The 13327-nt window shown below is 70.4% G+C and carries 13 protein-coding genes; 11 read left to right on the top strand and 2 right to left on the bottom strand.

What is annotated here, in order from left to right; translation table 11 throughout:
- Nucleotides 1–131 precede the first annotated feature (131 nt).
- The 6 genes from AC3YO9_RS04375 (at nucleotide 132) to dnaB (ending at nucleotide 4899) form a co-directional block, all read left to right on the top strand.
- Nucleotides 132–1136 (top strand): hypothetical protein, encoded by a 1005-nt coding sequence (locus AC3YO9_RS04375; protein WP_489982258.1) that lies wholly within the window; start codon nucleotides 132–134, stop codon nucleotides 1134–1136.
- Between the two features lie 151 nt (nucleotides 1137–1287).
- A complete protein-coding gene (gene rpsF, locus AC3YO9_RS04370; RefSeq protein ID WP_127784490.1) occupies nucleotides 1288–1611 on the top strand; it encodes a 30S ribosomal protein S6 in 324 nt (107 codons plus the stop codon).
- Between the two features lie 47 nt (nucleotides 1612–1658).
- On the top strand, nucleotides 1659–2192 hold the full coding sequence (locus AC3YO9_RS04365) for a single-stranded DNA-binding protein (protein WP_127784489.1): 534 nt from the start codon (nucleotides 1659–1661) through the stop codon (nucleotides 2190–2192).
- A 67-nt stretch (nucleotides 2193–2259) separates the two neighbouring features.
- Nucleotides 2260–2496 carry a 30S ribosomal protein S18 gene (rpsR, locus tag AC3YO9_RS04360; protein ID WP_127784488.1) on the top strand — a complete coding sequence of 79 codons (237 nt, stop codon included), beginning with the start codon at nucleotides 2260–2262 and terminating at the stop codon, nucleotides 2494–2496.
- Nucleotides 2497–2510: 14 nt separating this feature from the next.
- Entirely contained in the window at nucleotides 2511–2966 is a 456-nt protein-coding gene (gene rplI, locus AC3YO9_RS04355; RefSeq protein WP_127784487.1) for a 50S ribosomal protein L9, read from the top strand.
- Nucleotides 2967–3507: 541 nt separating this feature from the next.
- Nucleotides 3508–4899: a replicative DNA helicase gene (gene dnaB / locus AC3YO9_RS04350; RefSeq protein WP_127784486.1), complete on the top strand. Its 1392-nt coding sequence runs from the start codon at nucleotides 3508–3510 to the stop codon at nucleotides 4897–4899.
- A 13-nt stretch (nucleotides 4900–4912) separates the two neighbouring features.
- On the opposite strand, the gene AC3YO9_RS04345 is transcribed toward dnaB, so the two are convergent.
- The gene (locus tag AC3YO9_RS04345; protein ID WP_127784485.1) at nucleotides 4913–5623 is read right to left on the bottom strand and encodes a FadR/GntR family transcriptional regulator; all 711 of its coding nucleotides are present in this window, start codon (nucleotides 5621–5623) and stop codon (nucleotides 4913–4915) included.
- 264 nt (nucleotides 5624–5887) lie between these two features.
- Between AC3YO9_RS04345 and AC3YO9_RS04340 the strand changes: the two genes are divergently transcribed.
- The 5 genes from AC3YO9_RS04340 (at nucleotide 5888) to uvrA (ending at nucleotide 12557) form a co-directional block, all read left to right on the top strand.
- On the top strand, nucleotides 5888–6865 hold the full coding sequence (locus AC3YO9_RS04340) for an ABC transporter substrate-binding protein (RefSeq protein WP_489982257.1): 978 nt from the start codon (nucleotides 5888–5890) through the stop codon (nucleotides 6863–6865).
- Between the two features lie 23 nt (nucleotides 6866–6888).
- Nucleotides 6889–7794 carry an ABC transporter permease gene (locus tag AC3YO9_RS04335; RefSeq protein ID WP_489982256.1) on the top strand — a complete coding sequence of 302 codons (906 nt, stop codon included), beginning with the start codon at nucleotides 6889–6891 and terminating at the stop codon, nucleotides 7792–7794.
- Between the two features lie 44 nt (nucleotides 7795–7838).
- Nucleotides 7839–8645: an ABC transporter ATP-binding protein gene (locus tag AC3YO9_RS04330; RefSeq protein WP_127784482.1), complete on the top strand. Its 807-nt coding sequence runs from the start codon at nucleotides 7839–7841 to the stop codon at nucleotides 8643–8645.
- Nucleotides 8646–8678: 33 nt separating this feature from the next.
- Nucleotides 8679–9971, top strand: coding sequence for an amidohydrolase/deacetylase family metallohydrolase (locus tag AC3YO9_RS04325; RefSeq protein WP_489982255.1), 1293 nt, complete (start codon nucleotides 8679–8681; stop codon nucleotides 9969–9971).
- A 108-nt stretch (nucleotides 9972–10079) separates the two neighbouring features.
- Nucleotides 10080–12557, top strand: a complete 2478-nt coding sequence (uvrA, locus tag AC3YO9_RS04320) for an excinuclease ABC subunit UvrA (protein WP_489982254.1) — start codon at nucleotides 10080–10082, stop codon at nucleotides 12555–12557.
- Nucleotides 12558–12596: 39 nt separating this feature from the next.
- Here the strand turns inward: uvrA and AC3YO9_RS04315 are convergent, their stop codons facing one another.
- On the bottom strand, nucleotides 12597–13259 hold the full coding sequence (locus AC3YO9_RS04315; protein WP_489982253.1) for a lipocalin family protein: 663 nt from the start codon (nucleotides 13257–13259) through the stop codon (nucleotides 12597–12599).
- Nucleotides 13260–13327: the final 68 nt, after the last annotated feature.

Here is a 13327-nt window from a genome sequence, read left to right as displayed (position 1 = left end):
CACGACAGCAGCTGTGCGGTGGGTCACCTACAGTTGCCCATGTGGGTGCGGTGCTCCGGTCACGGGGACGCCGCACCGTCGGGCGCGGTGCCGTACCGGGCGCAGCGCACGCGGGACGTGAGGAGCACGGCATGCGGGGACTTTCCAGGGCAGCAGCGGTCACCGGACTCGTGGGGGTGTGCGCCACGGGACTGTCCGTGCTGGGCGCAGGCACCGCCGCGGCCGCTCCCGCCCCCGCCGACGTCGCGGTGGAGAGCTGCACCGTGCCGGTGCAGGCCAACCCCGGCGACCGGCTGGTGGTCAGCGCCAAGACGCTGCTCGCACCCCAGATGCAGGGCCTCAGCACCATCCCGCTGGTGGGTCCGGCCCTGGTGGACGCGCTCACCCCGGCGCTGAAGTCGCTGTCGCTGCCGCCCTTCGTCGTCTCCGCCGACCGCGCCCCGGTCACCGGCGCGCAGATCGCCGACGCACTGGTCGTCGCGATCCCGGCGATCCCGCCGCCCGCGGTCCAGCCGCTGCGCGACGCGATCAGCAGCGCCTGCACCCTCACCGTGGTCCCGCCGGTGCCGGTGCAGACCCCTGAGGCCGTCCCCAGCGCCGCCGCGGTCGCCGCCGCTCCCGCCGCTGCCGGCTCGGTCCCCGGCGCGGTGGCCCCTGGCGCCGGCGTCGCACCGAACACCACCCAGACGGCCGGCTCCGCCTCCACCGCCGCACCGGCGGGGCAGAGCAGCTACGGCCGGGTGCCCCGCTACACCTACAACGACCTGACGGCCGTGCCCTCGGGCGGCGCCGGGTACACCGTCGGTGTCGCCCCGACCCTGCCGCCCAAGTCCCTCAGCGGCTACGGGCTGCCCGCGCTGCCCAGCCTGGGCGTGCCCGGCGCGGCGCCGGCCCCGGGCCTGCCCCCGCAGACCGACCTGCTCCGCCCCGGGGCCGGTGCGGCCACCAGCCAGGCCCAGCCCCCTGCGGTGCAGCCCGCTTCCTCGGCCAGCGTCGTCACGGCGATGCCCACCGTCCCCGCGGCCTCCACCAAGGTCCCCGCAGAAGCCGTCGTCGCGGCCCTGCTGCTCTCGCTGACCACGGCCGCCGTGGTGCGCACCTGGGTGCTGCGACGCACCGCGCCGCTGCCCGCCTGAGACACCCGCTCCAGCCAAACAGCCCCCTACCCAGCGATTTCGCTGGTCAGGGGGCTGTTTGCTACCCTTGCTCGGTTGCTGACGCAACGACCCTCCTGCCGCGGAACCGCCGCGGCCGAATTCACTAGTCCACAGGAGGTGCAGAGGTCCTATGCGTCATTACGAGCTCATGGTCATTCTCGACCCGAACCTGGACGAGCGCACAGTCGCTCCGTCCCTGGATACATTCCTCAACGTTGTTCGCAAGGACGGCGGCTCGGTCGAGAAGGTGGAGGTCTGGGGCAAGCGCAGGCTCGCCTACGAGATCCTCAAGCACGCCGAGGGCATCTACGCCGTCGTCGACATTGCCGCCGAGCCGGCCACCGTCACCGAGCTGGACCGTCAGCTCACCCTGAACGAGTCGGTGCTCCGTACCAAGGTGCTGCGGAACGAGCCCAAGAAGGTTCGACCGAAGGCAGTGCGCACCGAGAGCTGAGCCTCCCGCTCAGCGCTTGTGCCACTCCCACGACTCCAGGAGGACCCATGGCAGGCGAGACCAACTTGACGATCGTCGGCAATCTCACCGCCGACCCCGAGCTGCGCTTCACTCCCTCAGGTGCGGCGGTCGCCACCTTCACGGTGGCGTCCACCCCCCGCAAGTTCAACGCACAGACCAACCAGTGGGAAGACATGGACGCACTGTTCATGCGCTGCAACATCTGGCGTCAGGCTGCGGAGAACGTCGCTGAGTCACTGACGCGCGGTTCCCGGGTCATCGTCTCCGGACGACTGCGCCAGCGGTCGTTCGAGACGCGCGAGGGTGAGAAGCGGACCGTCGTGGAGCTCGAGGTCGACGAGGTCGGCCCGTCGCTGAAGTACGCGACGGCCAAGGTCAACAAGGTCAGCCGGGGTGGCGGCGGCGGCGGCGGCGGATTCAGCTCCGCACCGTCCGGCGGAGGCGGCGGCGCAGCCAACGACGACCCGTGGGGCTCCGCCCCGCAGACGGGCTCGTCCGTGGGCGGCGGCGGCGGTTTCGGTGGCGCGCGCGGCGGCTCGGACGACGAGCCTCCCTTCTGATCGACACGCAGGAATTGCCCCGCCGCGTGCGGGGTCCCAGGTTTGAGATAGAGACCGGAGAAGATCCATGGCCAAGGCGCCAGTTCGCAAGGTGAAGAAGAAGGTGTGCACCTTCTGCAAGGAGCGCACCGCTCACATCGACTACAAGGACACGACGCTGCTGCGCAAGTACATCAGCGACCGCGGGAAGATCCGCGCGCGTCGGGTCACCGGCAACTGCACCCAGCACCAGCGGGACGTTGCCGTGGCCGTCAAGAACGCCCGTGAGGTAGCGCTGCTGCCCTACACGTCCACCGCACGCTGAGAGGGGGAACAACGATGAAGCTCATTCTCACCGCTGACGTTCCCAACCTCGGTGCCCCCGGCGACACCGTCGAGGTCAAGGACGGCTACGGCCGCAACTTCCTGATGCCCCGCGGACTGGCCATCAAGGCCACCCGGGGTGCCGAGAAGCAGGTCGAGAGCATCCGCCGCTCCCAGGAGGCCCGGGCCATTCGCGGCCTGGACCACGCCAACGAGGTCAAGGCCGCGATCGCGGGCCTGGACTCGGTCACCCTGCCGGTGCGTGCCGGCACCAAGGGCAAGCTGTTCGGCTCGGTCAGTGCCGGCGACGTCGCCGGTGCCGTCAAGGCCGCCGGTGGTCCCACGCTGGACAAGCGCACGATCGAGCTCCCCGCGTCGCACATCAAGACCGCGGGCAAGCACAGCGTGAAGGTGCACCTGCACCCCGAGGTGACGGCTGAGCTCGTCCTCGAGGTCACTGTCGCCAGCTGATCCACCCGCTCTGCAGAGCCCCCAGGCGATTGCTCGCCTGGGGGCTCTGCGCGCGTTGGGGGCGATGCTCGGGCCCGACGGCAGTTAGCGCAGCGTGAAACTTGATCACCGTGTGCAGATGGCCTGGTCAGGCGTGCCTGTGGGTAACTTTGCCGTGCCGGACCGTTTCCGGGAGTCGACACGCCCGACCTGTCAACCCCCACGACACGCCGTGCCCAGAAGTAATCCACATCTGCCAACAGGCTGAAAACGGCGCTGACCTGCGGGTTGGGTGAGAACTTTCTTGTCTGTCCACAGGTTGTCCCCAGGGGGTGCACACCAACGCGCCCGCCCGTCCCCAACTTGTCCACAGGTGCGTGCACAGGGTCGATTGATGTTGTGTCTTCAGGCTCCTAACGTCTGCACGTCACCGCCACGGTGTGCACCGCCCAGCGCGGTGGCGCCGGCGTGAAGGCGACGTTCCTGACGGTGCGTCGCGGTAGGAATCCCTGCGGAAGCTCGCAGGGCTGAGCTCATGAGCAGAAGGTCAGGTGAGGTGCCCGTGGCGCTGGTTGATGATCGAGGACGGTCGCTGTCCTCGGCGCCACAGGAGTCGACGCCGTCGGAGGACTTCGGTCGGCAGCCGCCCCAGGACATGGCGGCCGAGCAGTCGGTGCTCGGCGGCATGCTGCTGAGCAAGGACGCCATCGCCGACGTGCTGGAGGTGCTCACCCCGGAGGACTTCTACCGGCCGGCCCACCAGTCCGTGTACGACTGCATCCTGGACCTGTACTCCCGGGGTGAGCCGGCCGACGCCGTGACCGTCTCGGCCGAGCTGGAGCGCCGCAACGAGCTGCGCCGGGTGGGCGGGGCCCCGTACCTGCACACCCTCATCGCCACCGTCCCCACCGCGGCCAACGCCGGCTTCTACGCCGCCATCGTGGCCGAGAAGGCGATCCTGCGCCGGCTGGTGCAGGCGGGCACGCGCATCGTGCAGTACGGCTACGCGGGCGCTGACGGCCAGGACGTGGCCGAGGTCGTCGACCGCGCCCAGGCCGAGGTCTACTCCGTCACCGAGCGCAACACCAGCGAGGACTTCGTCCCGCTGGAGGAGCTGCTGCAGCCGACGATGGACGAGATCGACGCCATCGCCAGCCGGGGCGGGATGTCCAACGGCGTGCCCACCGGGTTCACCGAGTTCGACGCCATCACCAACGGCCTGCACCCGGGGCAGATGATCATCGTGGCCGCCCGCCCCGGTGTCGGAAAGTCCACGCTCGGCCTGGACTGGGTGCGCTCGTGCTCCATCAAGCACGGCATGCCCAGCGTCATCTTCAGCCTGGAGATGAGCCGCACCGAGATCGTGATGCGGCTGCTCTCCGCCGAGGCGCAGATCAAGCTGGGCGACATGCGCTCGGGCAAGATGACCGACAGCGACTGGACCCGGCTGGCCCGCCGGATGGGCGAGATCAGCGAGGCGCCGCTGTTCATCGACGACTCACCCAACCTCACCATGATGGAGATCCGCGCCAAGGCGCGGCGGCTGAAGCAGCGCCACGGCCTCAAGCTGGTGATCGTGGACTACCTGCAGCTGATGAGCTCGGGCAAGAAGGTGGAGTCCCGCCAGCAGGAGGTCAGTGAGTTCTCCCGCCACCTCAAGCTGCTGGCCAAGGAGCTCGAGGTGCCCGTGGTGGCCATCTCCCAGCTGAACCGTGGTCCCGAGCAGCGCACCGACAAGAAGCCGATGGTCTCCGACCTGCGCGAGTCCGGCTCGCTGGAGCAGGACGCGGACATGGTCATCCTGATCTACCGCCCGGACGCCTTCGAGCGCGACGACCCGCGGGCGGGCGAGGCCGACCTGATCCTGGGCAAGCACCGCAACGGCCCGCTGGCCACCATCACCGTGGCGCCGCAGCTGCACTACTCCCGCTTCGTGGACATGGCCCGCGGCTAGGACTGGGGGGTGCTCAGGGGTGGTGCGGGGCCGCCAGCGCGCTGAGCTCGCGCACGTCCTGCAGGTGTCGGGTCATGGCCGCAGCTGCTCCCGGTCCGTCCTGGCTCAGCACCGCGGCGAAGATGGCCCGGTGGCCGTCGACGGAGATGCGTCGTCCCAGGGCCGTCCGGTGGGACAGCGCTCGGGTGGGCTCGGTCCAGGTCATCGTCATGGAGCACAGCGCCACCAGGAGCGGGTTCTGCGCTGCGTGCGCGAGCAGGCTGTGGAACTCGACGTCCAGCTGGATGGACGCCTCAGGCGTGAGGTCCGCCCCGGACCGGGTCAGCACGCTCTCCAGCGCCACGAGGTTGGACTCGACGGCGCGCAGGGCAGCCAGCTCGGCGATTCCCGGCTCCACCAGGTCCCGCACCTCGCTGGCGTTGCCGATCTGCACGTCCAGGTCGCTCAGGCTGTCGTAGAGCTGCGCCGTGCCTCGTGCGGGCTCGGCCACGATGCTGCCGCGACCTTGGTGGCGCTCCACCAGCTTCTTGGACTCGAGCTCGAACATCGCCTCCCGCAGCGACGGGCGGGAGACTCCCATCGTCGCGGCCAGCTCCCGCTCCGGAGGCAACCGGTCGCCCGGGCGCAGCTCTCCGCTGACGATGAGCCGCTCCAGGTGGGCGGCGACCTCTGCGCTCACGCTGTGGGTGCGACGCACCAGCGGAGGCACTGACACCGGGGTCATGGCAGGCGCCCTGCGTGAAGTGCCATGCGCACCATCCGTTCTCTGTGGTCTGACCAATCATTCCTGGGCACCGGGTGCCGCGCAACCACCGAACAGCTGTGGGCGAAGCACGCCAGGGCGGTGGAACACCCAAACCGCGGCATTGCGGGCTGGTTAAACACCCGTTACGTTCGCCGGTTCCCCCTGTTCGGCGGTACGGCCGAGCCATAACGTGCTCCGTGTCCGGTGGTCGGACCAATCGACGCCCGAGCAAAGGAACCTACGATGACCCGCACCCTCAGTCGCCTCCTGGTGGCCCTGATCGCCGTGCTTGCTCTGGGCTCGTCCTTGACCGCGTGCATCTCCTCACCCGGAGGTACCGCCGCCAGCGATCCGAACGCCGTGAAGGTGGGCACGCTGCGCGGCCAGCCGCACCTGTACCAGCCGTACTTCATGGAGCAGTTCGCCCCGGAGGGGACCAAGTACGAGATCGTCCTCTTCGACAGCTCGCCGGACATGAAGAACGCACTGGCCTCCGGCTCCATCGACTACGCCGTGATGGGTGCGCCGTCGGTGATCGCCGCGGTCGCCGCCGGGCAGGACCTGCGGATGGTGGCCTCGGCCGCGAACGGGGGCTCCGGCTTCGTCGGCAAGTCCGAGATCGCATCGGTGAAGGACCTCAAGGGCAAGAAGATCGGCTTTCCCGCCGGTGCCTCGCAGGAGCTGCTGCTGCGCCTGACGCTGCAGGCCAACGGGCTCGACCCCAGCCGGGACGTGCAGCTGGTGAACCTCGCCTTCTCCGACATGGCCACCGCCTACAAGTCCGGCCAGATCGACGCGTTCCTCAGCGCGGAGACGGCGCCGTCCATCGTCATGCAGTCCGGGGCGAAGCAGATCACCTCGCCCTACGAGACCGCGATCGGCGGCGTGAACATCGTGTTCGCCACCACTGGCACCGTCACCGGCAAGGACCCGAAGCTGGCGCAGGCCGTCGTGGACAGCTTCACCAAGGCGGTGGACCACATGAACGCCAACCACGCTGCCTGGGTCGACGGTCTGGTCAGCACGTTCGGCCTGGACCGCACCGTCACCGAGACCGCGATCAAGAACATCACCCCCCGCTGGCAGCTGGACACCGCCTACCGCGCCCAGGTCGGCGCCCTGGCCGAGCAGATGGTCGCCTTCGACCAGCTCTCCGGGGTCCCGGACATGGCCAAGGTCTTCGACACCACGTTCGTGGACGCGATCCAGGCGGCGCGGTGACCCCCGCCAGGACGGAGACGGACATGACCGCCTCCGGTGACCTGACCCCAGCCGCCCAGCTCGCCGCGACGGGGACCGCGCCCTCGCGACCGGCGGCCGCCACGGGAGCGCGCCGCGGCAGCGGGCTGCGTCGACGGCTGGCCGCCACGCTGTGGGCGCTGCCGGTGCCGCTGGTGCTGCTGCTGCTGTGGGACCAGGGGGTGAGCGGTGGGTGGACGCTGCCCTTCGGCATCCAGATGGAGTTCGTGCCCAGGCCCTACGACGTGGCCCGGCGGCTGGCGGACCTCGGCGTCGGTGGCGTCATCAACGACTCCTACAGCGGGGTGCTCTGGCTGCACCTGTACGCCAGCACGTTGCGGGTGGTGCAGGGCTTCCTCATCGCCGTGGTGATCGCGGTGCCGCTGGGCATCGTGATGGGCCGCTCCCGGGTGGTCTACCGGATGCTCGAGCCGACCATCAACCTCGTCCGTCCCATCCCCGTGACGGCCTGGGCGCCGCTCGCCCTGCTCATCATCGGCTTCGGCGACCGCTCGACCATCTTCCTGGTCTTCCTCGCCTCCGTGTTCTCCGTGCTGCTCAACACCATCTCCGGCGTGCAGGCGATTCCCGAACGGCTCTTCGAGGCCGCGGCGATGCTGGGCACCCGGCCGGTGCAGACGCTGTACAAGGTGGTGCTGCCTGCGGCGATCCCCAGCATCATCGGGGGGATGCGCATCGCGCTGGGCCTGGGCTGGGTGATTCTCGTGGTCGGCGAGACCGTGGGCATCAGCACCGGGTTGGGCGCGCTCATCACGCAGGCCCGCGAACAGTCACGCACCGACCTCATCGTCGCCGTGATGATCGTCATCGGACTGGCCGGGTTCCTGGCCGACCGCCTCCTCGTCCTGCTCGTGCGGCTGGCCAGCGGCCGCCGTCCGCTCGTGCCCTAAGTCCGGGCTCGCCCCCCGCACCCCACCCCCCAGGGAGAAGACCCATGAAGATCTACTCCACCCGCCGTCGGCGCAACCCACCTGCGGGCATCACCATCACCGGTCTCGACAAGCGCTACGCCGGCGCGGACGACTACGCCGTCTCCGGGGTGAACCTCGACATCGGGACCGGGGAGCTGGTGTGCGTCATCGGCGCCAGCGGATGCGGGAAGTCCACCCTGCTGCGAATCCTGGCCGGCTTCGAGTCCGCCACCAACGGGACGGTGAGCGTCGGCGGTGAGGTGGTGACGGGGCCGGGCCCCGAGCGGGGGGTGGTCTTCCAGGACTACGGGCTGTTCCCCTGGCTCACCGTGGCAGAGAACGTCGCCTACGGGCCCAAGCAGGCGCGGATGCCCCGAGCGGACGTCAAGGCGACCACCACGCGCTCCATCGAGGCGGTCGGGCTGACCCGGGTGGAGAAGTGGTTCCCGCACCAGCTCTCCGGTGGCATGCAGCAGCGCGTCGCCATCGCCAGGGTGCTGGCCAACCAGCCGTCGGTGCTGCTGATGGACGAGCCGTTCGGTGCGCTCGACGCCTTGACCCGCACGACCATGCAGACCGAGCTCACGCGCATCCACAAGGAGGCCGGGGTGACCATCGTCTTCGTCACCCACAGCATCGAGGAAGCGGTCTACCTGGCCGACCGGGTGGTGGTGATGGCCGGCGGTTCCTCGCACGGGAACTCCGGGTACGTGCGCGAGGTCGTGGAGATCGACCTGCCGGGCAAGCGGGACGTGACCTCGCCGAAGTTCAACGACTACAAGCGCACCCTCGACGCGCTGGTCCACCAGGGCAACCACGCTGCGGCCTGACCAGCCCGACACCACCTGTCAGGAGAGCAACAGATGCCCCTCACCGATGAGCACAGCGCCGGTCCGTACGACACCGTGCTGCTCGGCGGCCACGTCATCAACCCAGCCTCGGGGCTGGACGCAGTGCTCGACGTCGGAATCCGCGGCGGTCGCATCGCCGCGATCGGCGCCGACCTGGCAGGGGTGGCGGCCACCGAGGTTGCCGACGTCCGCGGCACGCTGGTGCTGCCTGGCCTGATCGACACCCACGCGCACGTGTTCGAGCACGTCTCGGGCCGGTTCGGCCTCAACCCGGACGTGGTGGGCGTGCGCTCCGGGGTGACCACCGTGGTCGACCAGGGCGGACCGTCGTGCATGACGTTGCCGGGCTTCCGGCACTTCATCGCCGAGCCTGCGCAGACGCGGGTGCTGGCGTTCCTGTCGGCCTACCTCGTCGGAGGGCTGGAGGGGCACCTCTACGACCAGCTGTACAGCCCGACGGGCGTCAACGTGCAGGCCACGGTGGCGTCGGCGGCAGCCAACCTCGACCTGGTGCGCGGGATCAAGGCCCACGCCGAGATCGGTGGCTTCGCCCGCTGGGGCATCGAGGTGATCGAGCTGGCCGCGGACATCGCCCACCAGGTGGGGCTGCCCCTGTACGTGCACTTCGGCCAGCTGTGGGGGCTGCCCGCGAGCGGGGCCAACGGGGAGGACGCGGACACCATCGTGGAGCGGGTCATCCCGCTGCTCAGGGAGGGTGACGTGCTGGCCCATCCCTTCACCCGGCACCCCGGCGGCTTCGTCAACCGCGACGGCGAGGTGCACTCCGTCATCCGGGCGGCGCTGGATCGGGGGCTGAAGATCGACGTGGGTCACGGCAGCCACTTCTCCTACCGCCTGGCGGCCAAGGCCCTGCGGGCCGGCATCGTCCCGCACACCCTGGGCGCGGACATGCACGGCTACAACACCGAGGTTCCAGCCCCGGCCGGGACCCCCGTGGAGCACCCGGACGAGGAGAACCACCCGTTCCTGGGTCAGGCCCGGTTCAGCCTGACCCAGGCGATGAGCTCGATGCTGGCGCTCGGGCTGTCACTGCACCAGGTGGTCGAGATGGTCACGGCCAACCCGGCGGCGATGCTCGGCATGAGCGACCAGCTGGGATCGCTCGCCGTGGGCAGGGGCGCCGACATCACCGTGCTCCGCGACGAGCGTGGCTCGTTCCGCCTGCAGGACAACGACGGCACCGTGGTGACCACCGACCGGTTGCTGCAGCCGATGTTCTGCCTGCGTGACGGAGTGCGCGTGGACGCCGACTCGCCGATCCTGCCGAAGGCCGTCCCGGCATGAACGCGGAGCCGGCCTTGACCAGCTGCTGGGCGAGGTTCGGCAGCTAGCCACGTTCAATCTCACAGCGATCAAGGTGCGCGACCGTCCGCAAGCGGTTACACACAGGGTGTGCACCCAGACCCGAGCGATCCTTTCGTCCACGTGCGCGGAGCCAGCGAGCACAACCTCAAGAACATCGACGTCGACCTGCCCCGCGACGCGCTGGTCGTCTTCACCGGCGTCTCCGGCTCCGGCAAGTCCTCCCTGGCCTTTGGCACGCTCTACGCCGAGGCGCAGCGCCGCTACTTCGAGTCGGTGGCGCCCTACGCACGTCGGCTGCTCCAGCAGGTCGGCGCCCCGCACGTGCAGGAGATCACCGGTCTGCCGCCGGCGGTGGCGCTGCAGCAGCGGCGTGGTGCCCCCAGCGCCCGCTCGACGGTGGGCACGCTGACCACGCTGTCGAACCTGGTGCGGATGCTCTACTCGCGCGCCGGCACCTATCCGGACGGTGCCTCGCGGCTGGAGGCGGAGGCGTTCTCGCCGAACACCGCAGCGGGGGCCTGCCCGCGCTGCCACGGGCTGGGGGTGGAGCACGACGTCAGCGAGGAGCTGATGGTCCCGGACACCTCGCTCAGCATCCGTGAGGGCGCGATCGCCGCCTGGCCCGGTGCCTGGCAGGGCGCCAACCTGCGCAGCATCGTGGCCGGTCTGGGGATCGACGTCGACGCCCCCTGGCACACGCTGAGCGCGAAGGACCGCAACTGGCTGCTCTTTACCGACGAGCAGCCCAAGGTGCTGATCAAGCCCGAGCGTGACCGCATCGACCACGGCTACTACGGGCTGTTCTGGAGTGCTCGCGCACACGTGCACCACGTGCTGGCCACCTCCAAGAGCCAGATGATGCGGGACAAGGCGCTGCGCTTCGTCCGCAGCGCCGGGTGCTCGGCCTGCCATGGTGCCGGGCTGCGGGCGGAGTCGTTGGCGGTGACCTTCGCGGGGATGACCATCGCGCAGATCAACGCGTTGTCGTTCACCGAGCTGGTTGCGCTGCTGCGCCCGGTGGCCGAGCTCACCGAGGTTGCCGCGGCGACGTCCTCGGCCAGCTCGGGGGAGGGCACCGAGGTCGCGGTGCGCATCTGCGCCGACCTCGTGGCCCGGGTGCAGGTGCTGCTCGAGCTGGGGCTGGGCTACCTCTCGCTGGGGCGCAGCTCCACCACGCTCTCACCCGGTGAGGCGCAGCGGCTGCGCATCGCCACGCAGCTGCGCTCCGGCCTCTTCGGGGTGGTCTACGTCCTCGACGAGCCCTCCGCGGGCCTGCACCCCGCCGACGCCGAGCCGCTGCTGGACGTGCTCGACGCGCTCAAGGGCTCGGGCAACTCCCTGTTCGTCGTCGAGCACGACCTCGACGTGGTGCGCCGCGCCGACTGGATCGTCGACATCGGCCCGGAGGCCGGCGAGCGCGGGGGGCACGTGCTCTACTCCGGGCCGGTGGCAGGCTTGGAGCACGTCGAGGGGTCGATCACCGGAAAGCACCTCTTCGGCCGTGCGGAGCCACTTCAGCGTCCCCAGCGCACGCCCCACGGGTGGCTGCGCCTGCATGGGGTCAGCCGGCACAACCTGCAGGACCTCTCCGTCGACGTGCCGCTGTGCGTGCTCACCGCCGTGACCGGGGTGTCCGGCTCGGGCAAGTCGACGCTGGTCAGCCAGGTGCTCGCCGAGCTGGTGCGCCGCCGCCTCGGCCAGGCCCCCGACGAGGAGGGCAGCGAGCTCGAGGTCGACGTCGACGACGCCATCGGCCTGGAGTCCTTCGATCGGCTCGTGTGCGTCGACCAACGCCCGATCGGGCGCACGCCGCGCTCCAACCTGGCCACCTACACGGGCCTCTTCGACGCGGTGCGCAAGCTGTACGCGGCGACCCCGGAGGCGCGCAAGCGTGGCTATGGCGCCAGCCGCTTCTCCTTCAACGTTGCCGAGGGTCGCTGCAAGACCTGCCAGGGGGAGGGCTTCGTCTCCGTCGAGCTGCTCTTCCTGCCCGGGACCTATGCGCCGTGCCCGACCTGCCACGGCGCGCGCTACAACGACGAGACTCTCGAGATCGACCACCGCGGCAAGAACATCGCCGACGTGCTGGCGCTCTCCGTCGACGAGGCGGTCGAGTTCCTGGCCGACGTGCCCACCGCCGCACGCAGCCTGACCACGCTGAGCGAGGTCGGGCTGGGCTACCTGCGCCTGGGCCAGCCGGCGACCGAGCTCAGCGGTGGTGAGGCCCAGCGGATCAAGCTGGCGACCGAGCTGCAGCGTGCCCGCCGCGGGCATGCGCTGTACCTGCTCGACGAGCCCACCGCGGGCCTGCACCCCGCCGACACCACCCTGCTCCTCCGCCTGCTGCACCGGTTGGTGGACGCAGGCAACACCGTGGTGCTCGTCGAGCACGACCTCGACACGATCGCCAGCGCCGACTGGGTCATCGACCTGGGCCCCGGCGGTGGGGACCAGGGCGGGTGCGTGGTGGCCGCAGGCACTCCGGAGACGGTGGCCCGGGCCGAGGGCAGCGCCACGGCGCCGTACCTGCTCACCCGGCTCGCGGCCCACGAGGCGGACCGGTAGCCGGCGGCCCGAATCGGCGCGGGGCCAGGCCCTCTGCGGTCAGCGGCCGGACGGGTCCAGCGTGCACAGCGGCTGCGCGGTCTGCAGGCCACCGGTGGTCACCGTGGTGTTGAGCCGGCACGGGTCGAAGCCGGCGTCGGTCACCGCGGCGAGCACGGTGCGCCACTGCGCCTCGTCCAGGGCGGGGGTGCGCGACAGGACGAACCCGGTGCTGCGGTCGGGCGAGCCCACCAGCGCCCAGGTGTAGTCCTCGTCGAGGGTGTCGGGGCTGTGGGCGGCCACCACGTAGTTGGTGCCGCCCAGGAACACCGGCTGGTTGAACGCAGCCAGGAAGGTCACCTGCAGGGCTCCGGTGGTCACCGGGTCGCTCACCCGTGCGGTGCCCTCGATGGGCACCGGGATGCCGAACGGTCCGGCGCAGCGGTTCTGCACGCGCACGGTGCCGTCGTCGTTGAGGCTGTAGCGCGCCTGGGTGTCGCGGACGCAGAAGACGTCGAAGAACGCGGGGATGGACGCCAGCTGGTTCCAGGTGCCCAGGTAGCGGGACAGGTCCGTGGGCACCGGTTGCAGCGGCCCGGGCGCCTGGGTCTGCACTGGAGCCGGGGCCGCGGCGGCGGGGGCGAGGCCGCCGCTCAGCACGGCGCCGAGCGTGGCGGTAGTGAGGGTGGCGGCGGTGAGCGCCCGCCGGAGCTGTGCACGCATGGTCGGCCTCCAGGTCAGTGTCCGGCAGAGTCACCTGGTCTTCGCCGCACCCGCGCCCCCCGGTTCGC

This window comes from Rhodococcus sp. Z6_132 (assembly GCF_058133635.1).
The sequence above is the reverse complement of the archived record's forward strand: the minus strand, read 5'-3'. Positions and strand labels throughout refer to the sequence as shown.